We start from the raw sequence: 20828 nt of genomic DNA on the forward strand, positions 1-20828 counted from the left end.
CGCGCTGGGCAACAGCACCGAGCTGCCGTTCCAGGCCGACGGGATCACGCTGGCGCAGGCCCTGGCCAAGGCGCGCGGCCTGTCGGACTTCGCCGCCGATCCGGCCGGAACCTTCATCTTCCGGTTCGAGCCGGCCAGCGTGGTGCGCCGTCTCAGCCCCGGCTCGAAGCTTCTGGGCACGCCGCTGGTGCCGGTGGTCTACCGGATCGACATGCGCGACCCGAACAGCCTGTTCGTGTCCCAGGCGTTCCGGATGCGCAACCGCGACCTGATCTACGTGTCGAACGCCCCGTTCACCGAGGTCCAGAAGGTGCTCACCGCCTTCAACGGCGTCACCGGACCGCTCGCCTCCGCGGCCACCGCTTACGCCTACGCCAAGTAGCCACGAGGTCGCTGAGAAGACGGCCGCGGAAAAAAATCGCGTTTCGCCGCGTCCTCGCGTATGGGCACTGAGTGCGGGGCGGGATCGAGGCTACGGAGCCGCATCCGCCGTCGCGCCGACGAGTCGCGCAAGGATGCCCAGAAGAGCCCGATGAAGATCGGACGTTTCGTCCCCGCCCACGGGCCGCATCGGCCCGCGCTGATCGCCCTCAGCCTGTGTCTCGCGCTCCTGCCAGCCACCCAAGCGGCGGCCGACGTGGTGGTCGGCGTGGCGGTCCCGCGGTCGGGCCCTTACGTGGCGGTCGGCGAGCAGGTCCTGCGCGGCGTCGAGGCCGCCGCCCGGGACGCCAACGCCATGGGCGGTCTCGACGGCCAGCCCGTGACCCTCGACGTGCAGGACGATGCCTGCGATTCCAACACTGCGACGGCAGTGGCCAACCACTTTGTCCGCTCCAATGTCCGGCTCGTCGTCGGCCATGTCTGCTCCAACGCCTCGATCGCCGCCTCCGACATCTACGCTCAGAACGGTGTGGTGATGATCACAGCAGCCTCGGTGGCGGCGCGGCTCACCGATCGCGGGCTGCCGAACATCTTCCGGGTCTGCGGCCGCGATGACGATCAGGCTCGCCTGTCCGCCGCCGTGCTCGCCGAGCGGTTCCGTGACCGGAAGATCGCGCTGATCCAGGACCAGTCTCCGGCAGCCCGCAGCCTCGCTGCCGCCACCAAGGACAACCTCAACCGCATCGGCGTGAACGAGGCGCTGTTCCTGTCGTTCTCGCCCAGTGACGCCGACGACACCGCCCTCGTCGACCGCCTCAAGGGCGCGGGGATCGAGGTGGTATATTACGGTGGCGACGCCGCCGAGATGGGCCGCCTCGTCAAGATCGCTGCGGACCGGGGCTACCGGCCGCAATGGTTCGGTACCTCGGCCATTGCCACGCCGGATTTCGCCAAGATCGCCGGGTCGGCGAGCAACGGCGTCCTCATGACCTTCTATCTCGATCCGAGCCGGCAACCCGCAGCCGCGGCGGTCGTGAAGACCTTCAAGGCCGAGGGTGTCGATCCCACCGGCTCGACGATCTACGGGTATGCGGCCATGCAGGCCCTGGTAGCGGCCGGCAACTTCGCCCATTCCGCCGAGCCGAGGCCCATCGCGCAGGCGCTCCATACGGAACGGTTCGACCTCGTGCTCGGCACGGTCGGTTTCGACGCGAAGGGCGACGTCACCGCCCAGGGCTACGTGCTCTACGTGTGGAAGGACGGGAGCTTCACGCCGGCCGGGAAGTGAGCGGCGATGGCGCTCACAGCGCCTGCGCGGCGTCGACCTCCGCGCCGCGACCCAGTCCGCGCAGCAGCTCGGCGAGATGGGGGCGGACCTGCAACTGCAGGGCGTGCAGCCGCCGCACGGCCGCGCTGAGCTGCCCCTCCCGCTTCAGCATCGCGTCGGCGAAGCCGACCATGCGCGCATTCGGCCAGGCCGGCTCGCGCAGGGCGTGGAGACGCTCGACCAGAGCGGCGGCGGGCGTACCGGGCTCGGCCTGCGCGAACAGGATCAGCAGCGCCGCGGTGGAGCGCGACAGGCCGTAATGGCAATGGACCAGGAGATGGCCCGCACCATCGATCTGCCGCCCGAAATCGAGGATCGCCGCGATGTGCTCGGGCTCGGGTGGAACCAGGCCCTCGCCGGGACCGAGGCAATCGTGGAAGTGGAGCGTCGTGCGGGTGTGGGCGCCGTAGCCGGCGAAGGCCTCCGGCTCCGGCGTGCCGGGATCGAGCAGCGACAGGACGTGGCTGATGTCGCAAGCCCCGTGGCCGGCCAGCTCTTCCAGGCCGCAGACGGTGTGCAGGGTGACGGCGGGCTCGGTTCGCATGCCCGGCGCCTAGCACGGGCGCAGGCCGGTTTCGAGGCGCGACGGAACTGCTCCGGCGTCCGCGGCTTTCGAGAACCGGCACGGACGTGCTACCTGCGACCCCCGATCCGGCCCGGGCCGGATCGGACCTGCTCGGATGAGATGCCGTTGGACGAACCTCACCTCGCGCGATCCCCCTCGGCCGGGACGCGGCGCCGAAGCGTGCTGACCGCCGGCCTCGGCGCGGCCGCGGCGCTCACCGGGCCGCTCGCCGCCCCGGTACGGGCCGAGGGCGCCCCGGAGCTGCGCTGGCGCTTGTCCTCCGCCTACGCCAAGAACCTCGACATCCTGTACGGCGCCCCCGAGGCGCTCAGCCGGATCGTCGCGGAAGCCACGGACGGGCGCTTCCAGATCCAGGTGCAGGGCCCCGGCGAGCCGGTCCCGGCCGAGGGATTGCTCGATGCCGTAGCCGCCGGCACCGTCGAGATGGGCCATGGGCCGGCGACCCTGGGCATGGCCAAGGATCCGACCTTCGCGCTGGCCACCGCGGTGCCCTTCGGGCTCAATGCCCGGGGCGCCGCCGCATGGTGGCAGGCGGGGGGCGCCGCCGAGCTGTTCGCCGAGGTCTTCGCCAAGGCCGGCCTGGTCTGCCTGCCGGGCGGCAACACCGGCGCGCAGATGGGCGGCTGGTTCCGCCGCGAGATCAAGAGCCTCGCCGATTTGCAGGGGCTGAAGTTCCGGATCGGCGGCATGGGCGGCCAGGTCCTCGCCAAGTTCGGCGTCCAGCCGCAGGCGGTGCCGGGACCCGAGATCTACGCTGCCCTGGAGAGCAAGAAGCTCGACGCCGCCGAGTGGATCGGCCCCTACGACGACGAGCGGCTCGGCCTACAGAAGGTCGCGCCCGTCTACCACTATCCCGGCTTCTGGGAGGGCGGCGCGCTGCTGCATTTCTGGTTCAACGCTGAGAAGTGGAAGGCGCTTCCGAAATCATACCAGGCGATCCTCCGGGCCGCCGCCGCCGAAGTCGGCGCCGACGTCCAGGCCAAATACGACGCCCGCAACCCGCAGGCCCTGCGCCGGCTGGTGGCCGGGGGCGCCCAGCTGCGGCCCTTCCCTCAGGACGTCATGGAGGCTGCCCTCAAGAACGCCAACGACGTCTACGCCGAGATCGCCGCCAAGAACGCCGATTTCCGCCGTGTCTACGAGGCGATGCGCACCTTCCGCAACGAGGAATACCTCTGGTTCCAGGTGGCGGAATACACCTACGACAACTTCATGATCCGCGCCCGGGCACGGGGCTGAGGCGCGCGCCGCCGAGGGGATTCGGACCTGTGTCGGCGCGCGTCAAAAATGGGGACGCCGGAGCTGCTCCCGATTGCAACGCGCTCGGTAACGGCCCTAGCGTCCGGCACGGGATCGGCGAGGGGAGAGCTGCATGGTCGGGACGCTGCGGGTCGGATTGGTGCTGCTCGGGGCGGCCTTGCCCCTTCAGGCCTTCGCGCAATCGGCCGCCAACCTGACGGCCCTGCGCGGGCTGGCCCCGGTGGCCCGGCTTCAGACCTCACCCGAGGGCAAGGCGGCGCTCGAAGCCAACCTGCGGGTCACCGGCGACATCCAGACCGGCGATCTCAAGCAGCCGACGCTCCTGCCATTCCCCGAGCAGCAGCAACTCGCCCTGCGGGATTGCTTCATCACCGACGGCAACGCCGCCAACCTCGCCGACGGCCTCGGCACCACGCTCGCCCGGGCCTACCACGCCAAGGCGGCCTACAGCGACTACAAGTCTTTCACGAGCATCGCGCCGTCGGTCGCCAACCTGATCGGCTACACCAACAACGTGACCAAGTCGGATTCCAACTCCGGCAAGTACTTCTTCGCCAACGCCACCACCAACGGCAAGCATCCGGTCTCGGCCGAGGGCGACGCGGTCCTGTCGAACGGCGCGGTGACAGACGTGTTCGGCAAGGCCTATGACCGGCCGGCTGGCAGCCCCGGCGCCGACCGCTACGGAAATTCGCGTCCGTTCCAGACCCTGCCGCGCCTGCGGGCCTATCGCGGCAAGGACTATTTCGGCGATCCGTCCCACAGCCTCGACTGGCTGCGCGGTCCCTCGCAGGATCTCGTGAACAGCCCGTCCTACCCGAGCGGGCACACCACCTACGGTTACACCGAGTCGATGATGCTCGCGCTCCTCGTCCCCGAGCGCTACCAGCAGATGATCGCCCGGGCCGCCGAGTACGGCAACGACCGGATCATCGTCGGGGCGCACTACGCCATGGACGTCCTCGGCGGCCGGGCGACCTCGCTGCACGCCCTCGCGCATCTGCTCGCCAACGATCCGGCCTATGTCGGCCAGATCCGGAAGAACCCGGCCGTGCTCGACAAGGCCACGGCCGAGGCCGACAAGACGGTGGGCGTGACCGATTACCGGGCGCTTCTGACTGAGGCCCGCGCCGCGATGACCGAGGCGCTGAAGGCCGGCTGCGGCGACACGGTCGCGGCCTGCGCGGCGAACGATACGGGCCGCTTCAAGGACCCGGCCGCCAACGCGGCCTTCTACGCGGCGACCCAGACCTATGACCTGCCCGTGGTGCATCCGGAGACCGCCGGCCGACGCGAGGATGTGGGCAAGGTCGCGCCGGAGGCCGGCCACCTGCTCACTGCGGCCTTCCCGGCACTGACGCTGGACGAGGCCAACGCGATCCTCACCGACACGCAGGGACCGGGTGGCGGCTTCCTCGACGACGGCTCGGAATTCGGTGTCTATTCCCGCCTCGACCTCTACGCAGCGGCCGGCAAGGCGTCTGCGCTGGCGGCGAGCCGGACGAGTGCCGGCGCAACGCGCTGAGGCGAGGCGCCGGGAATACCCCGAGGCGCCGCTATCGCGGCGTTTCGGGCGGGGATCCTGAAGCCACCATGTGACGAGCGAGGAAATCGCGCGTCAAACGGGCGACCGCGTCGGTCGCCTCGTCCAGGGCGAAGTGGCCCGCCTCCAGAATGTGGAGTTCCGCCTCGGGTCTGTCGCGCCGATAGCCCTCTGCGCCCGGCACCAGGAAGGACGGATCGTAGCGGCCCCACAGGACGAGTGTCGGCCGCGGATGATTCCGCATCCAAGCCTGCCATGCGGGATAGGATGCGACGTTGGTGCGGTAATCGTAGAGCAGCGCCGCCTGGATTTCCCGCGCTCCCGGTCGCGCGAGGACGGCGTACTCGTCGGTCCAAGTATCCGGATTGTACCGCTCGGGGTTGGGGCTCGTGCCGAGATGGCGCTGCCGGGCGCCTTCAAAGGACGTGAAGGCGTCGACCTGTTCGGGGTGGCCCTCGGGATCGGCCCAGTACCGGGCGATGCCCTCCCATTTGCGGCCGAGCCCCTCAACGTAGGCATTGGCATTCTGGATGATCAGGGCGCTGACGCGCTCTGGATGGGCCATCGCCATGCGGAAGCCGACCGGACCGCCGTAATCCTGCAGGAAGAGCGTGTACCGGTCGATTCCGAGATACGTCACCAAGCCCTCCATGGTCCTGGCGAGAGTGTCGAAGGTGTAGGTGTACTGCGCGGGCGAGGGCGCATCGCTCTGCCCGAAGCCGGGATAGTCGGGCGCGATCAAGTGATAGCGGTCGGCCAGCAGCGGCAGCAGCGGGTCCCACTGCCGTGACGATGACGGATAGCCGTGAAGCAGCAGGATCGTGGGCGCATCGCGCGGGCCGGCCTCCCGGTAGAAGAGGCCGACGCCGTCGATCGTGACGCGATGGTAGGTCGTCGTGGCCGAGACCGAGGGGAGCGGCTGAGCCGCCCCCGGCGACAGCGCCAGAGCGGCTGCGATGAGGGTCTTCGTCGGCATCGAACCTCTCCTCCGCGCGAGGTAGAGCATCCTGATCGAACGGTCGGCGTTGACATCCGCCCCTACGAGCCGGGAAACGGCGCCGCCCCCGAGCGGCCGGCGCCGACTTCCTCTCGAGCTCTGTTGAGCGTGCCTCAGGGCACACGCTTGCGCAGCACGAATTCTCCGATCGCCAGAAATTTCTGCGCCCGCTTGCCGGTGTCAACCTCGGTGGTGAACACGTTGCCCTTCGAGTCGACCGCGAGATTGTGGACCCAGTGGAACTGGCCCGCCATGCGCCCGTTCCGGCCGAAGGCGCCGACCACGTCGCCCGTCGCGCGCGAGAGCGTGCGCACCTCGTTGTTGGCCCCGTCCGCGTTGAGCAGGTAGGTCTCGTCGGCGTCCGGCCAGAGGGCCAGCTCCCAGACCGAGCCGTTGGCCCGGGTGTTCTTCTCGATGAAGAACTCCTTCACGAAGGTCCCGTCCTTCCTGAACACTTGGATGCGGTCGTTGGTGCGGTCGCAGACATAGACCAGCCCGTCCCGCGCGATCCGCACGCAATGAACCGGGTTGGCGAATTGCTGCGATGGAGCCGCGGCCGGATCGTAGGGGCCGAGCTTGTCGTCGGTCGGCGGCTTGCCGTAGGCGCCCCACATTCGCTTGAACGCCCCCGTGTCCCGGTCGAACACGATGATGCGGTGGTTGTAGTAGCCGTCCGCGACGTAGACCTCGTTGGCCGCCATGTCGAAATCGACGTTGGCGGGCTTGCCCAGGCGTCCAGTGTCCCGGCTGTCGGTCTGCGGGCCGGACTTGCCGATCTGCAGCACGAACTTGCCCTCGGGGGTGAACTTCAGGAGCTGGCCGTCCTGATCGCCGTTGCCGGCGATCCAGACGAAGCCCTGGCCGTCGATCTGGATGCCGTGCTCGTTGGCGGGCCAGTCGTAGCCGGTCCCCGCCCCGCCCCAGCTCCGCAGCAGCGTGCCGTCCTGGGCGAATTCCAGGACCGGCGGGGCCGGCTTGCAGCACTTCGTGCGCGGCGGATCGAGACTCGCCGCCTTCTCGTCGTCCGTGAGCGTCCGCGGCCGCTGCACCACCCAGACGTGATCCTGGGCATCCACGGCGACGCCGGCCGCCTGTCCCATGATCCAGTCGTTCGGCAGCGGCTTCGGCCAGGACGGGTCGACCTGGAAACGCGGCGGCTCCGCGGCCGCGGAGCCCGCGACGGCGAGCAGGCAGGCGAGCGCCGGCAGGGCGGTGAAGATCCTCATGGCGTGTCCTCCGGCGCCTGTTCCGGCGCTCGCCGCCAGCATGGCGTCCGGGTCCGGCAGGATCCAGCCGGACGGGCGCGCTTCGGTGACAGAGGCTGCCCGGCGACCATTCCGGATAGAAAAAAGGCCACTCCCGAAGGAGCGGCCCGAAGTCTAGGGAGGAAACGCCCAAGAAGGGCAGCGGGATCGCGACGCCATCGCCATCCCGCGATGCACAATCTGCGCGCTTGCCCGGAAAATACAAGGGCATCAGGACAGCAAGGCTGCCCTTTCGTGCGTCCGCGCACCGATCGCCGGGCTTCTGTGTTGAAAATGTCGCAGGCCGGACTCGCGGCACCGAAACCTGAATTGCAGCCGCAGTAGCCGATAGATCGCCGCGCAAGCCACTGATGAATCGCGAGTTCGCTGGATCGAGCCGGGGCGTGCCCCGAAGGTTCGACTGCGGCTTTTCATCCCCGTCATCCGGACGGACGAATTTCCTGCCCGCTCTACCTTTCCCGGCCAAGGTTCCGGCGCGACGCGCGAAGCAAGGGGCAGATAAGCATGGCGATCCACGGTGAGCGGATCCGGATCCTCAACGATGTCGAGCCCCGTGGTGACGGCGCCTACGTCCTGTATCTCCTCCAGCAGGCCAACAGGGCGACGTTCAACCCGGCCCTTGAACTCGCCATCGAGGAGGCGAACCGCCTCGACCTGCCGGTCGTCGCCTGCTTCGGCCTGCTCGACGGCGAGAGCGGTTTTCCCGAGGCCAACGCTCGGCACTACGCCTTCCTGCTGCAGGGTCTCGCGGATGCGAAGGCTGGCCTGGAGAAGCGCGGGATCGGCTTCGTCATGCGCAAATGCTCGCCCGCGCGGATTGCCATCGACCTCGCCGAAGATGCGGCGCTCCTGGTGCTCGACCGCGGCTACCTCGCCATCCAGAAGGGCTGGTATCGGGACATCGCCGCGGGGGTGAAGGCGCGGGTCGTCCAGGTCGAGGGCGACGTCGTCGTGCCGGTCGAGACGGCCTCTGGGAAGCACGAATACGCGGCCCGGACGCTGCGGCCGAAGCTAAACCGGCTGTGGGATCCGTTCATCGCGGAACTGGAGCCGCGCACTGTGAAGCGTAGGGCCGATCGCCTGACGCTGACGAGCGCGATCGACGTCTCCGATCCGGAGGCGGTGCTCGCCGGCATGAGCCTCGACCGGGTGGTCGGGCCGGTGCGCCGCTTCACCGGTGGCGAGACACAGGCGCGCAAGCGCCTGAAGGCGTTCCTGAAGGACGGGTTCTCGGGCTACGGTGCAGGGCGCAACATGCCGGAGGCCGCCGCCGCCTCGCATATGAGCCCGTACCTGCATTTCGGGCAGATCTCGCCGGTGGAGATCGCCCTGGCGGTGCGGGGGGCCACGATCGGCGATGCCGACGACCGCGGCGCCTATCTGGAGGAGCTGATCGTCCGGCGCGAGCTCGCCATGAACCACGTCTTCTACACGGAGGGCTACGACGATTACGAGCGGGCCGTACCCGACTGGGCGCGCAAGACCCTGGCCGAGCATGCCGGGGACGAGCGTCCGCATGCCTATTCGGAGGACCAGCTCGCCGCCGGCGAGACTCACGACCGCTACTGGAACGCCGCGATGCGCGAGATGCGGGAGACCGGCTACATGCACAACCAGCTGCGGATGTACTGGGGCAAGAAGATCCTCGAATGGTCTCCGTCGCCCCAGGAGGGCTTCGCCCGGACGCTCCGCCTGAACAACCGCTACTTCCTCGACGGGCGCGACCCGAACTCCTTCACCAACGTCGCCTGGGTCTACGGCCTGCACGACCGCCCCTGGCAGACGCGCAAGATCTTCGGCACGGTCCGCTACCAGAGCGAGAACTCGCTCAAGAAGTTCGATGCCAAGGCCTATGTGCGGGCGGTGGAGCAGCTCTGCGCCGCCGAGGCATGAGGCGGGACGGGTCCGTCTGCGCGCGGCCGCACGGGCGCGTCGACATCCGCGCAATCGTTGCACGATGAACGGACCGGACGGCAGGGTATTGCGGCGCTTGCGCCCGCCGCGGCGCAGTCGTTTCGCGCGCACAGGTTCGTGAAGAAACGCTTCCCGGGCCTGGGATGTTTCGATCGCACTTCCGGATCCTGGTAAATGGCCGGATATCGTCCGGCGACAACTCGGCGGGGCCGGATCATCGCTTTGCTCGCGACTGAAAGGAGGACGACGAGGCGGACGAAGCTGGCAGGCGCAGCACTCCTCGCACTCGGAACCTTGACCGCCGCCGTCGGTACGGCGGAGGCCGCCCAGGGCTGCGGCCCGGGCTTTCACCGGGGCTGGTAGGGCTGGTGCAAGCCGAGCTGGCGCCCCTATGCGTACCGCCCCGCCTTTTATGCACGGCGGGTGGTCTACGGCTGGCACCGCCCCTTGGGGCTGGCACCATCACGGCGGCTGGCGCCGGGCCGCCTGGCACTACGGCTGGTGATCGGGTGAACGGCGAGGCCGGCACGCGGGTGCCGGCCATCGACCGACCGGTATCCGTCCGGCGGCGTTCCGTGCCCGCCTCCAACCGTCCCGCGGAGGAGGCCTTTCCTGGATCGTTGCGCTATAGCGTCCGCTCCGACTGCGCAGACGAGGTGCTCTTTCATGGTCGAGATGCGGGACGACCAGCGGGAGACGACGGATGCCCCGCCCCCGCAACGCTCGCGTTATCGCCGCTCGATCATGCGCCTGCGCTCGGCTTCGATGGACGCCTATCCGCTCTGGCGCGGGCGTCTGCTCTTCCTGGTGGGCGGCATCGGCGTGGGCCTCGCCGCCGTGCTGATGGCCAAGGGCGCCGACCTCGCGCAGGACGGGTTCCGCCGGCTCACGTCGCCCTCGCCGCTGATCGCCCTGATGCTGACGCCCGCGGGCTTCGCCCTGGCGGCGCTGCTGGCCCGCACGGTGTTCCCGAACTCGCAAGGGTCTGGCATCCCCCAGGTGATCGCCGCCCGGCATGCCCGGGACGCGGGTTTCCGCTACTCCCTGATCTCGCCCCGGGTGGCGCTCGGCAAGGTGCTGGTCCTGTTCCTGGGCCTGCTCTGCGGCGCCTCGGCCGGCCGCGAGGGGCCGACCGTGCAGGTCGGGGCGGCGATCATGGCGGCCTTCGGGCGCCTGACCCCGGAGCGCCTGCCCGGACTTCTCCTCGCGGGCGGCGCAGCCGGCGTCGCGGCAGCCTTCAACACGCCGCTCGCCGGCATCGTGTTCGGCATCGAGGAGCTGGGTCGTGCCTACGAGGCGCGCTCCTCCGGGCTGATCGTGGCCGGGATCGTGGCCGCGGGCCTGACCTCCCTCGGACTGCTCGGCAATTACACGTATTTCGGGACGTCCGATGCGGGCCTGCCGCTGGCGGCGGGCTGGATCGTGCCGCTGATCGCCGTGCTTGGAGGCTTGGCCGGCGGTCTGTTCAGTCGCCTCGTGATTCTGTTCGCCCGCGGCCTGCCCGGCGCGATCGGGCAGCTCATCCGGGGTCGACCGGTGATCTTCGCGGCGGTCTGCGGCCTGTGCGTCGCCCTGTGCGGCCTCGCCTCCGGGGGCGCGGCCTACGGGACCGGCTACGAGGAGGCCAAGGCCATCCTCCACGGCGACACAACCGCTGGCTGGACCTACGCGCCGCTGAAATTCGCCGCCACCGTGCTGAGTTCGATCAGCGGCATCCCGGGGGGCCTGTTCGCGCCGTCCCTGGCGGTCGGTGCCGGCCTTGGCGGGACGGTTCACGGCTTCCTGCCGGCCATGCCGGTCGGCGCCCTCGTGTTGATCGGGATGGTGGCTTACCTGACGGGCGTGCTGCAGGCGCCGATCACCAGCTTCGTCATCGTCACCGAGATGACCCAGAACCACGCGATGGTGATCCCCCTGATGGTCGCGGCCCTCCTGGCCGACGCCGCCTCCAAGGCGATCTGCCGGGGCGGGCTCTATCACACCCTGGCGGAGATCATGCTCGAGCGCGCCGATGTGCCGGCGCAGCCCGTAGCGAAGACCGGCTGACCGCGCCTGTGAATAAAAGCGGCTCAGACGGCGATCCGCGGAACGGTCTCGCTTGGCATCGGTTGAGGCAGCAGCGACAGGCCCCGTGCCGGGGCGCCTACGGAGTGACGCCATGACCCTTCTGAAATGGGCCCTCATCTGCTTCGTGATTTCGCTGATCGCCGGCGGTCTCGGATTCACCGGGATCGCCTCGGGCGCCGGATCGCTGGCTCGCATCCTGTTCGGCCTGTTCCTGCTCATCGCCATCGTGATCGTGGTCATCGCCTTCGCGGTCGGGCAGGCGGTGTTCTGAGGCCAGCGCGGTGCGTGGCACGGTCTGCCTCGTCACCGGGGCGACCGGCGGCATCGGCTACGAGACGGCCCTTGGACTCGCGCGCCTCGGCGCGCGGGTCGCCATCGTCGGGCGGGACGGGGACAAGCTGCGGGCTTGCGCCGATCGGATCCGCGCCGCTGTGCCCGGCGCCGCCGTGGATGCGCATCGCGCGGATCTGTCGGCGCAGGCCGAGATCCGCCGCCTCGCCGAGATTCTGCGCGCCACCTATCCGCGCCTCGACGTGCTGGTGAACAATGCCGGCGCGATCTTCGACCGGCGCATGCTGACCGTCGACGGGATCGAGCGCACCTGGGCTCTGGACCATCTGGGCTACGTGCTTCTGACCCTCGAACTCGTCGATCCCTTGAAGGCGGCAGCGGCGGCCGGTGGCCGCGCACGGGTCGTCAATGTCGCTTCGGCGGCCCATTACCGGGGGCATATCGACTTCGACGACATCGAGGGCGCGAGGCGCTACCGGGCGATGGCGGCGTATGCCCAGGCGAAGCTCGGCAACGTGTTGTTCACCTACGCGCTGGCCCGACGCCTGCGCGACAGCGGCATCACGGTGAATGCCGTCCACCCGGGAGTGGTCAACACGGGATTCGCCAAGAATACCGGCGGCCTCCTCGGCGCGGCCTGGGCGCTGATGCGGCCGTTCCTGATCACGCCCGAGAAGGGCGCGCAGACCTCCCTCCACGTGGCCAGCGCCCCCGAACTCGACGGGATCACCGGCCGCTACTTCTCCCATGGGCAACCGAAGGCCTCCTCGGCCGAGAGCCGCGACGAAGCGGTTCAGGAGCGGCTCTGGGCGCTGAGCCTCCGGCAAGTGGGCCGGAGCGCCTGAGGACGCGTAGGGCGGCCTCGGGACGCGCCGATACGCGGCCGGTCCCGGAGACATCGCCTCCTTTGACTGGATCGCGGCACCGGTCGCCGAATTTGAACCGTATCGGGCGATCCTCTTGGCGACGGTACGAACCGCTTCGTGCCGGATGCTGGGCATGACGGCGCCCCGTCCTGAACCTGAAGGATCTGACGGTCGGGGCGACCCGCTTTTGCGCCTGTGAACGGCAGGGGCTTCGGACTGTCCCTCAGGCCGCCGCCCGCACGCCGTGGTCGCCCTGTTGCTGGATCTCGATGAACACCCGGGTGACGTCGGGGCTGCGCTGCTTCAGCGCCTTGTCGAGCCGCGTGACCAAGCTCTCGACCTCTCCGGCGCTGAGGTCGTCGGCCATGTCGATGCTGAGATTGACCAGGATGTCGGAGGGACCGAGATGCTGGGTCAGCACCTCGTTGACATGGAGCACGCCCGGCTCGGCGCGCGCCAGGTCCGCAATCGCCGCGATGACCTCGGGATCGGCCGCCTCGCCGATCAGCAGGCCGTGGGTCTCGACCATCAGGAACACCGCCATGCCGACGAGCACGAGGCCGATGCCGACCGAGGCCCAGCCGTCGAGGCTCGGCTTCTCCAGGATGTGAGACAGGGCCACGCCCGCGAGGGCGATCAGCAGGCCGATCAGCGCGGCAGCATCCTCGGCCAGCACCGTGAACAGGGTCGGGTCCTTGCTGCGGCGGATCGCCCGCACGGCCGAGTGCTTGCCCTTCTCCGCCCAGAACTGGCGCATCGCCACGAAGAAGGACGTGCCCTCGGCCGCGACGGCGAAGCCGAGGATGGCGACGTTCACCCACAGGCCCGGCAGCCGGTAGCCGAACAGCTCGGCATCCACGTCCGGCTCGGGGTGGCGGACCCGCTCGACCCCCTCGTAGATCGCGAAGAGGCCGCCGCCGAGGAAGATCATCAGCGCCACCACGAAAGCGTAGAAGTAGATCTCGCGCCCGTAGCCGAACGGGTGCCGGGCATCGGCCGGGCGCTCGGCGCGCTTCATGCCGACGAGCAGCAGCACTTGGTTCGCCGTATCGACCACGGAATGCACACCCTCGGCGAGCATCGCGGTCGAGCCGGTCAGCGCCCCGCCGACGAATTTCGCCGCCGCGATGGCGAGGTTGGCGCCTGCCGCCGCGTAGATCGCTCCCGTGCTCTCATGCGCCATCCGGAACTCCCTGAGCGGCCTGTGAGACGCCGGACCGTCGGAGCCCGGCACGGCACTGCCGCCGCGGCGATGCAAGCGTCGCGGCCGGCCGCGGGTTCCCGTGTGGACGCGGCCGGGCGCCCCGTGCAACCTGCACCTGCTCAAGGAGTCCCGGAGGCAGCATGGCTGACGCTCGCTACGATCCCGACAACATCTTCGCCAAAATCCTGCGGGGCGAGATCCCCTGCCACCGCGTCTATGAGGACGCGCACACGCTGGCCTTCATGGACGTGATGCCCCAGGGCGAGGGCCACACCCTGGTGATCCCGAAGGCACCGGCTCGGGGCCTGCTCGATGCCGAGCCGGACTCGCTCGGCGCCCTCATGGTGAGCGTCCAGAAGGTCGCCCGCGCCGTGAAGGCGGCATTCCAGGCCGAGGGCTTGACCCTGTTCCAGTTCAATGAGGGGGCCGGTGGCCAGACGGTGTTCCACCTGCACGTCCACGTCATCCCGCGGCGCGAGGGTGTGCCGCTGAAGCGTCACGAGGGCGGGATGGCCGACAATGCGGTTCTGGCTGAGCAGGCCGCCCGCATCCGCGCAGCGCTCGAAAGCCAGGGCTGACGCTCAGGCCGCGCTGGCCGAATCGCCCGATTGGGCCATGCTGGCGAGCAGCCGGCGCAGGGCAGCGTTCTCGGTTTCGAGTTCGCTGACGCGCTTGAGCAGCATGGTCACGGAGGCTTCCATCCCGGCCGGATCGGAAGCCGCAGGCCCGGTGCCGGCCTGGGCCGGCGCCTCGAAGGTCACCCCGATCCCGTCCTCCCGGCGCCAGCGCAGGGTCGCCCGATAGGTTCGGTCCTTCTGCGGGATGTAGAGGTCGAACGCCTCCGGAAGCGTCGTGGCATCGCTCATGACGAGGCGCGCGCCGGTGGGTGACAGGTCGCGCACCAGGCAGTCGAAGCTCGACGAGCCGTTGTTGAAGATGATGCGACCCTTGAGGAAGACCCTCTGGCGCGCCTCTCTGCGATGCTCCGACATGCGGGCGGCTCCGGAACCTTGACGATCCAGGGATTTCTGCATGCCAGCCCTTAAGGAATCTTCGTCGCGATCGCGGAGTCGGAGGTCCCCCTTGCGGGGTGTTCACGAACTGCAAGGCCCTTGGCTGCGAGGGACGGGGGTCCGCGTCGCCGTTCTCGCGAGCGCAGCCACATGATGGCGGTACGGGCAAATCCGTTCGCACTCTCGTGGCGGAATCCATTCGGGATCCGTGCCGGGACCGGACACACGGCTCAGCGTGCCCGCAAAGGAGAAGCCACGGGGCGGCTCCATCAAGCCTGTGAGCGGGCCGTATCCCGCATTGCGGCTGTCGGCGCTCGGGGGCCTGCTCAGGCGATGAAGCGCCGGTCCACCGTCTGGAACAGGTAGAAGCCGTTGAAGCGCACCGCGGTGTCGGCGGCCCGGCCGTCGAAATCGAGGGGCTGCCGGCTGCCGTCGCAGAGCTTGCCGCCGAATGTCCAGCGGCCGGCGCCGATGAAGGGCGGGACGGTGCTGGCCTCCGGTACTGCGCAGCAGAGGCCTTCCTCGCCCTTGAGCTGGAACAGGTTGTAGCTTCGCATTCGAAGTCCTCCGCCTGGCCGCCCTCGAAGCCAATATTCCCAATACAAGATCTTGCACTGCGAAGAATCGGCTTGACCGTGCTCATAATGGCACAATCGGTCGAGTTTGTGTCGGTCAAGTTTCGGGGACGTTTCGATTCAGCTCCTCGATCCAGATGCGCGCTGACCCGTCGGACGGCGCACGCCAATCGCCGCGTGGGGAAAGCGAGCCGCCGGCCGAGACCTTCGGCCCGTTCGGGAGCGCCGAGCGCTTGAACTGGCTGAAGCCGAAATAGCGGCTCAAGAACACGCCGAGCCAGCGGCGGATCTCGGGCAGGTCGTAGGCGACCCGCTTGGTCTCGGGGAAGTCCGGCGCCCAGAAGCCGCGATCCTTGTCGCCCCAGGCGTGGAGCGCCAGGAAGGCGATCTTCGAGGGGCGGAACCCGTAGCGCAGCGTGTAGAACAGGTTGAAGTCCTGGAGCGCGTAGGGGCCGATCGTCCCCTCCGTGCTCTGCGGACTGTCGTCCTGGTCCACCGGCACCAGTTCGGGGGAGATCTCGGTGTCGAGGACGGCCTGGAGGGTGCGGGCCTCCTCCGGCCCGACCTCGCCGTTGCCGATCACCCAGCGGATCAGGTGCTGGATCAGGGTCTTGGGCACGCCGGCATTGACCGCGTAGTGGCTCATCTGGTCGCCGACGCCGTAGGTACACCAGCCGAGCGCCAACTCCGACAGGTCGCCGGTGCCGACCACGATGCCGCCCGCGTGGTTGGCCAGCCGGAACAGATAATCGGTGCGCAGGCCCGCCTGCACGTTCTCGAAGGTGACGTCGTAGACCGCCTCGCCCTTGGCGAAGGGGTGGTTCATGTCGGCGAGCATCTGCTTGGCGGCCGGTCGGATGTCGATCTCGGCGGCCGTGCAGCCCAGCGCCTTCATGAGTGCGTGGGCATTGGTCTTGGTGGCATTCGAGGTGGCGAAGCCCGGGAGCGTGTAGGCCAGGATGTCCGAGCGCGGGTATCCGAGGCGATCGAAGGCCTTGGCGATCACGATCAGTGCGTGGGTCGAATCGAGGCCGCCCGAGACGCCGATCACGGCCTTGCGGGTGCCGGTGGCCTCCAGGCGCTTGGCGAGGCCGGCGACCTGGATGTTGTAGGCCTCGTAGCAATCCTGCGCGAGACGGGTCGGATCGGCCGGCACGAAGGGAAAGCGCTCGATTCGCCGGATCAGACCGAGATCCGCCTCGGGCGGAGCGAGGCGGAACGGGACACGGCGATAGGGGAGGGCGTGGCGCCGCGCATCGTCGTCGAAACTGCCGGCCTGCAGGCGCTCCTGGGCGATCAGGTCGAGGTCGATATCGGCCAGCGTCGTCACAGGGCCTTCGGGGAAGCGCTCGCCCTCGGCGAGCCGCACGCCCAACTCGTCGATGCTGGTCTGGCCATCCCAGGACAGGTCGGTGGTCGATTCGCCCTGGCCGGCAGCGGCGTAGACATACGCGCAGGCGCCGCGCATCGAGGCCGCCCGGGACAGGAGCGCCCGCGACTCGGCCCGGCCGACGGTAATCGGGCTCCCCGAGAGGTTCGCCAGCACGGTGGCGCCGGCGAGCGCCGCGCGCATGCCGGGGGACTCGGGCACCCACAGGTCCTCGCAGATCTCCACACCGATCACGAGACCCGGCAGATCCTCGGCCCAGAACAGCAGGTCGGTGCCGAAGGGCGCCTCGTGACCGGCGACCCGGATGGTCTCGCTGATGAGGCCTGCGCCCGAGGCGAAGTGCCGCTTCTCGTAGAACTCCCGGTAGTTCGGCAGGAAGGTCTTCGGCACGACGCCCAGCAACCGGCCGCCCTGGATCGCCAGAGCGCAATTGTATATGCGGTGGCGCCAACGCAGCGGCGCGCCGACCAGCAGCAGCGGGCGCAAGCTCGCCGATTCGGCGATCACCCGGGCGGCGGCGGCCTCGACCGCGTCCAGCAGGGTCTGCTGAAGCAGAAGATCCTCGATCGCGTAGGCCGAGAGACCGAGTTCGGTAAAGACCGCCAGCGCCGCCCCCGAATCGTGGCAGTTCCGGGCGAGGTCGAGGATCACATCGGCGTTGCGCTCGGGCTCGGCGGGATGGCTGCGGCCGGTGCAGGCCGCGACCCGCGCGAAGCCGTGGCGGTACAGCGAGCGGAAGCGCGCCGGCGATTCGGAGGTGGCTTGCGACACGGGCACCTGTCCGGATGAGGGGTGGCTGCAGGTATCATATGGGATGCGGCAGGGCGGCGGCAGCACCGCACCACGCCGGTCAACGCGCCGGAACGGGGTTCGGCCTCCAACTGCCATCCACAGCTACCTCGTCATCCCGAGAGCGTGCAGCGGAGCCCGGGATCCCGAGCCGCCGACGCGCGAAGACTTGGCAGAACCGGCGGATCTGGGTTCCAGGCTTGCCTGCGGCGCCCCGGAACGACGGGGCGTCCGACAGGCCTGGACCCCCGCATGGTTTCCGCGCCGCAATCCGCGGCAAGCCTCCATTAACGACGAATGGCCTAACTCAGGGACAGCCGCCGCGCGTCGGCGGATCCCTGTTTCGAGTATCGTCTGAGAACCCATGCGCGCATCGGGACGGCCTCCGTACTCCCACCGTGACCCCGCCCGCCCCGTCCGCGGCGGCGACCGTTCAGGCCTCTCCCTGGGAGCCCTGGCGCACCGGCTGATGGCGCTCCGCGCCAGCCTCACCCGCCGTCTGTCCGGCTCCCCCGCCGGCCTGCCCGCGCGCCCGTCCTACGGTGCTCCCGGGCGCCGGGCGGAGCCGAGCTGGCTCACCCCGCCAGGCGCGATGGTCGGTCGCGAAGCCCCGGAGCGCACGCCGCGCGCTGCGGCGCCCCAGCCTCACTGGCCGGCCCAGATCTTCGACGACCGGGCGAGCCTCGACGCCCTGGACGCCCCGGCCTTCGAGAGCCGGATCGACCGCAGCGCCTCGTCGCCGGGCGTGCTGGTGCGCCAGCCGCGCCGCCCCGCCGCCATCGCCCCCGAATATGCACCCGCCGCGAGCCCGGTCGCGGCCTCGGTCGCCGCGCCGGCTCCGGCCACGCCCTCGGCCGTGCGCTACACACGCACCCCCGACTCGGTGTTGCAGGAGCGCCGTCAGCGCGCCCTGGAGGCCGAGCGCGTCGCCCTGGAGCGCGCCCGCGCCGAGGCGCAGTCGGCCGCCCTCGCTCTAGAGACCGAGCGGGCAGCCCGCGAGGAAGCCGAACGCGCGCAGATCGAGCGCGGGCAGATCGCTTCCGAAGCGGCCGAGCGCGTCGCCGCTGCGCCCGCCCTGCACGAAGCCGCCGCACCGGACGCGGAGCCGGTGCCCCTGTGGCGCCAGCCCTTCATCGCGCCGCCCGGCGTCCGCTTCTTCCGCACACCGGACCGCCGCCCGGTCCGGCCGGCTGTCGAGCTGGCCGCTTCCACGGCCGCGATCGCCCCGGTTGCGGCCGTGCCCGCCGTCGCGGAGGCGGTCGAGACCTTCGCCGAGGCGCCCGCGCGCGACTGGTCTGACCTGCCGGACTGGTCCGAGGTCCAGCCCTGGTTCGACGGCGGTGAGTGGTCGTCCGTGGAGGCTTGGTCGGCCCTCGCGGCGCAGCCCGCCGAGGCCGCGCCGGCTGCGGACGGCGTCGCCGTGGCGGCCACCTCCGACGAGCGCTTCGTCTCGATGCCCCTCGACATCTCGCACCTGCGCTCGCTGCCGCCGCGGCCGGTCTACGTGCTCGACCGGCTCGTGCGCTTCGACCAGCCGCCGCGCCCGGCCGACGGGCAGGATAACGGGACGGAGGCCGGCCAGCGGGCCGACGAGGCTGCCTCGATCCGCAGCGCCTTCCTGCCGCCCGCCGCGACTCCGGCCGCATCGGGCTTGTCGCTGGTCTTCGGGCCCGGCAGTGCCGCGACCGAGCCTCCGGCTGCGCCAGAGGCTCCGCGCCGCACCCCGGTTCTCAGCGCCATGGCGGCCCGGGCGGCGATCCGCGCGGCTGGTCAGCCGAGCGCCGTCCCGCCGGCGCCACCGGTGCAGCCTGAAGCCATGGCAGCTTCGGTCGCGGCCGCTCCGGTCGCCGAGCGCGCCGAGGCGGAGCGTGTGGTGGTCCCCATGACCCCGCGTCCGGTCCTGCTCCGGGGCAAGCTGGCGCCGCAGCCCGAGCCGGTTCCGGCGGAGGCTGACGTCGAGGCCGAGCCCGTCGCGCCCGTCGGCGAGGCGGCCGAGGCTGCAGCCCTGCCGGCCCTCGCGCCGGTTGCGCTCCCGATGGTGGCGCCCCGTGCGCACCTGATCCCGGCCGGCCGCCACCTCGAGATCGCGCCGATCGAGAACGCCGATTACGAGCTGCCGTCCCTCGAACTGCTCGCCCTGCCAGCCCCCGGCGGCAGCGAGGAGGTCGATGCCGACGTGCTGGAGCAGAACGCCCTCAACCTGCAGCAGACGGTCCAGGATTTCGGCGTGCGCGGCGACATCCTGGCGGTGCGGCCGGGCCCGGTCGTCACCCTCTACGAGCTCGAGCCCGCGCCCGGCACCAAGTCCAGCCGCGTGATCGGACTGTCGGACGACATCGCCCGGTCGATGTCGGCGGTCTCGGCCCGCGTCGCCGTCGTGCCCGGCCGGAACGTCATCGGCATCGAGCTGCCGAACGAGACCCGCGAGACCGTCTACCTGCGGGAGCTGCTCGCGTCGGCCGATTTCGGTGAGAGCAAGCACAAGCTGGCTTTGTGCCTCGGCAAGAACATCGGCGGCGAGCCGATCATCGCCGACCTCGCGCGCATGCCGCACCTGCTGGTGGCCGGTACCACCGGCTCGGGCAAGTCGGTGGCGATCAACACCATGATCCTGTCGCTGCTCTACCGGCTGAAGCCGGAGGAGTGCCGCCTGATCATGGTCGACCCCAAGATGCTGGAGCTGTCCGTGTACGACGGCATCCCGCACCTGCTCTCCCCGGTCGTGATCGACCCCAAGAAGGCGGTGATCGCCCTCAAATGGGCCGTGCGCGAGATGGAGGAGCGCTACAAGAAGATGTCCAAGATCGCCGTCCGGAACATCGACGGCTACAACGCCCGCATCAACGAGGCCCCCGAGAACGGCGAGACCATCACCCGCACCGTCCAGACCGGCTTCGACCGCCACACCGGCGAGGCGGTGTACGAGGACGAGGCGATGGACCTGGCGCCGCTGCCCTACATCGTGATCGTGGTCGATGAGATGGCCGACCTGATGATGGTGGCCGGCAAGGACATCGAGGGGGCGATCCAGCGTCTGGCGCAGATGGCGCGGGCGGCGGGCATCCACCTGATCATGGCGACCCAGCGGCCGTCGGTGGACGTGATCACCGGCACGATCAAGGCGAACTTCCCGACCCGGATCAGCTTCCAGGTGACGAGCAAGATCGATAGCCGCACGATCCTGGGCGAGATGGGCGCCGAGCAGCTTCTGGGTCAGGGCGACATGCTGTTCATGGCCGGCGGCGGGCGCACGACGCGCGTGCACGGGCCGTTCTGCTCGGACAGCGAGGTCGAGACCGTGGTCGCCCACCTCAAGCGCCAGGGCCGCCCAAGCTACCTCGACGCCGTCACCGCCGACGA

The 20828-nt window shown here is 69.9% G+C and carries 16 protein-coding genes and 1 pseudogene; 10 read left to right on the forward strand and 7 right to left on the reverse strand.

What is annotated here, in order from left to right:
• Nucleotides 1-382, forward strand: a pseudogene (locus tag BLT59_RS29245) (sugar transporter); the annotation flags it as partial.
• 150 nt (nt 383-532) lie between these two features.
• Nucleotides 533-1669, forward strand: coding sequence for a branched-chain amino acid ABC transporter substrate-binding protein (locus BLT59_RS29250; RefSeq protein WP_091789424.1), 1137 nt, complete (start codon nt 533-535; stop codon nt 1667-1669).
• A 13-nt stretch (nt 1670-1682) separates the two neighbouring features.
• On the opposite strand, the gene BLT59_RS29255 is transcribed toward BLT59_RS29250, so the two are convergent.
• Entirely contained in the window at nt 1683-2252 is a 570-nt protein-coding gene (locus BLT59_RS29255) for a tyrosine phosphatase family protein (RefSeq protein WP_091789427.1), read from the reverse strand.
• Nucleotides 2253-2399: 147 nt separating this feature from the next.
• On the opposite strand from BLT59_RS29255, the gene BLT59_RS29260 reads away from it, so the two are divergent.
• Nucleotides 2400-3533, forward strand: a complete 1134-nt coding sequence (locus tag BLT59_RS29260) for a TRAP transporter substrate-binding protein (RefSeq protein WP_244514200.1) — start codon at nt 2400-2402, stop codon at nt 3531-3533.
• A 133-nt stretch (nt 3534-3666) separates the two neighbouring features.
• The gene (locus tag BLT59_RS29265) at nt 3667-5079 is read left to right on the forward strand and encodes a phosphatase PAP2 family protein (protein ID WP_091789433.1); all 1413 of its coding nucleotides are present in this window, start codon (nt 3667-3669) and stop codon (nt 5077-5079) included.
• A gap of 31 nt (nt 5080-5110) precedes the next feature.
• On the opposite strand, the gene BLT59_RS29270 is transcribed toward BLT59_RS29265, so the two are convergent.
• Entirely contained in the window at nt 5111-6073 is a 963-nt protein-coding gene (locus tag BLT59_RS29270; RefSeq protein WP_091789436.1) for an alpha/beta fold hydrolase, read from the reverse strand.
• Between the two features lie 134 nt (nt 6074-6207).
• Nucleotides 6208-7320 carry an NHL repeat-containing protein gene (locus tag BLT59_RS29275; RefSeq protein ID WP_091789439.1) on the reverse strand — a complete coding sequence of 371 codons (1113 nt, stop codon included), beginning with the start codon at nt 7318-7320 and terminating at the stop codon, nt 6208-6210.
• Between the two features lie 543 nt (nt 7321-7863).
• Here BLT59_RS29275 and BLT59_RS29280 point away from each other — a divergent pair.
• The 4 genes from BLT59_RS29280 (at nt 7864) to BLT59_RS29295 (ending at nt 12476) form a co-directional block, all read left to right on the forward strand.
• Nucleotides 7864-9252 (forward strand): deoxyribodipyrimidine photo-lyase, encoded by a 1389-nt coding sequence (locus BLT59_RS29280; RefSeq protein WP_091789442.1) that lies wholly within the window; start codon nt 7864-7866, stop codon nt 9250-9252.
• A gap of 687 nt (nt 9253-9939) precedes the next feature.
• Nucleotides 9940-11319 (forward strand): chloride channel protein, encoded by a 1380-nt coding sequence (locus BLT59_RS29285; RefSeq protein ID WP_091789445.1) that lies wholly within the window; start codon nt 9940-9942, stop codon nt 11317-11319.
• A gap of 112 nt (nt 11320-11431) precedes the next feature.
• Complete coding sequence (locus BLT59_RS29290) at nt 11432-11611, forward strand: DUF1328 domain-containing protein (RefSeq protein WP_010685332.1); 180 nt, start codon at nt 11432-11434, stop codon at nt 11609-11611.
• 10 nt (nt 11612-11621) lie between these two features.
• Nucleotides 11622-12476, forward strand: coding sequence for an SDR family oxidoreductase (locus BLT59_RS29295; RefSeq protein ID WP_091789449.1), 855 nt, complete (start codon nt 11622-11624; stop codon nt 12474-12476).
• 244 nt (nt 12477-12720) lie between these two features.
• Here BLT59_RS29295 and BLT59_RS29300 read toward each other — a convergent pair whose 3' ends face one another.
• Nucleotides 12721-13680, reverse strand: a complete 960-nt coding sequence (locus tag BLT59_RS29300; RefSeq protein WP_091789452.1) for a cation diffusion facilitator family transporter — start codon at nt 13678-13680, stop codon at nt 12721-12723.
• Between the two features lie 161 nt (nt 13681-13841).
• Between BLT59_RS29300 and BLT59_RS29305 the strand changes: the two genes are divergently transcribed.
• Entirely contained in the window at nt 13842-14279 is a 438-nt protein-coding gene (locus BLT59_RS29305; protein ID WP_091789455.1) for an HIT family protein, read from the forward strand.
• 3 nt (nt 14280-14282) lie between these two features.
• On the opposite strand, the gene BLT59_RS29310 is transcribed toward BLT59_RS29305, so the two are convergent.
• The 3 genes from BLT59_RS29310 to BLT59_RS29320 form a co-directional block, all read right to left on the reverse strand.
• Complete coding sequence (locus tag BLT59_RS29310; protein WP_091789458.1) at nt 14283-14693, reverse strand: PilZ domain-containing protein; 411 nt, start codon at nt 14691-14693, stop codon at nt 14283-14285.
• Nucleotides 14694-15040: 347 nt separating this feature from the next.
• Nucleotides 15041-15271 (reverse strand): hypothetical protein, encoded by a 231-nt coding sequence (locus tag BLT59_RS29315; protein ID WP_012320685.1) that lies wholly within the window; start codon nt 15269-15271, stop codon nt 15041-15043.
• A 115-nt stretch (nt 15272-15386) separates the two neighbouring features.
• The gene (locus BLT59_RS29320; protein WP_091789461.1) at nt 15387-17450 is read right to left on the reverse strand and encodes an NAD(+) synthase; all 2064 of its coding nucleotides are present in this window, start codon (nt 17448-17450) and stop codon (nt 15387-15389) included.
• A 487-nt stretch (nt 17451-17937) separates the two neighbouring features.
• Between BLT59_RS29320 and BLT59_RS29325 the strand changes: the two genes are divergently transcribed.
• On the forward strand, nt 17938-20828 hold a 2891-nt coding region (locus BLT59_RS29325), incomplete at its 3' end, for a DNA translocase FtsK (protein ID WP_091789464.1).

Origin of the sequence: Methylobacterium sp. UNC378MF (assembly GCF_900103195.1) — a bacterium.
GTDB lineage: Bacteria > Pseudomonadota > Alphaproteobacteria > Rhizobiales > Beijerinckiaceae > Methylobacterium.

What these genes read in the sequence shown, in the direction of transcription:
- BLT59_RS29255 (WP_091789427.1), bottom strand. Translation starts at nt 2,252, where the DNA reads ATGCGAACCGAGCCCGCCGTCACCCTGCACACCGTCTGCGGCCTGGAA.
- BLT59_RS29275 (WP_091789439.1), bottom strand. Translation starts at nt 7,320, where the DNA reads ATGAGGATCTTCACCGCCCTGCCGGCGCTCGCCTGCCTGCTCGCCGTC.
- BLT59_RS29300 (WP_091789452.1), bottom strand. Translation starts at nt 13,680, where the DNA reads ATGGCGCATGAGAGCACGGGAGCGATCTACGCGGCGGCAGGCGCCAAC.
- BLT59_RS29290 (WP_010685332.1), top strand. Translation starts at nt 11,432, where the DNA reads ATGACCCTTCTGAAATGGGCCCTCATCTGCTTCGTGATTTCGCTGATC.
- BLT59_RS29315 (WP_012320685.1), bottom strand. Translation starts at nt 15,271, where the DNA reads ATGCGAAGCTACAACCTGTTCCAGCTCAAGGGCGAGGAAGGCCTCTGC.
- BLT59_RS29270 (WP_091789436.1), bottom strand. Translation starts at nt 6,073, where the DNA reads ATGCCGACGAAGACCCTCATCGCAGCCGCTCTGGCGCTGTCGCCGGGG.
- BLT59_RS29280 (WP_091789442.1), top strand. Translation starts at nt 7,864, where the DNA reads ATGGCGATCCACGGTGAGCGGATCCGGATCCTCAACGATGTCGAGCCC.
- BLT59_RS29310 (WP_091789458.1), bottom strand. Translation starts at nt 14,693, where the DNA reads ATGTCGGAGCATCGCAGAGAGGCGCGCCAGAGGGTCTTCCTCAAGGGT.
- BLT59_RS29265 (WP_091789433.1), top strand. Translation starts at nt 3,667, where the DNA reads ATGGTCGGGACGCTGCGGGTCGGATTGGTGCTGCTCGGGGCGGCCTTG.
- BLT59_RS29285 (WP_091789445.1), top strand. Translation starts at nt 9,940, where the DNA reads ATGGTCGAGATGCGGGACGACCAGCGGGAGACGACGGATGCCCCGCCC.
- BLT59_RS29250 (WP_091789424.1), top strand. Translation starts at nt 533, where the DNA reads ATGAAGATCGGACGTTTCGTCCCCGCCCACGGGCCGCATCGGCCCGCG.
- BLT59_RS29305 (WP_091789455.1), top strand. Translation starts at nt 13,842, where the DNA reads ATGGCTGACGCTCGCTACGATCCCGACAACATCTTCGCCAAAATCCTG.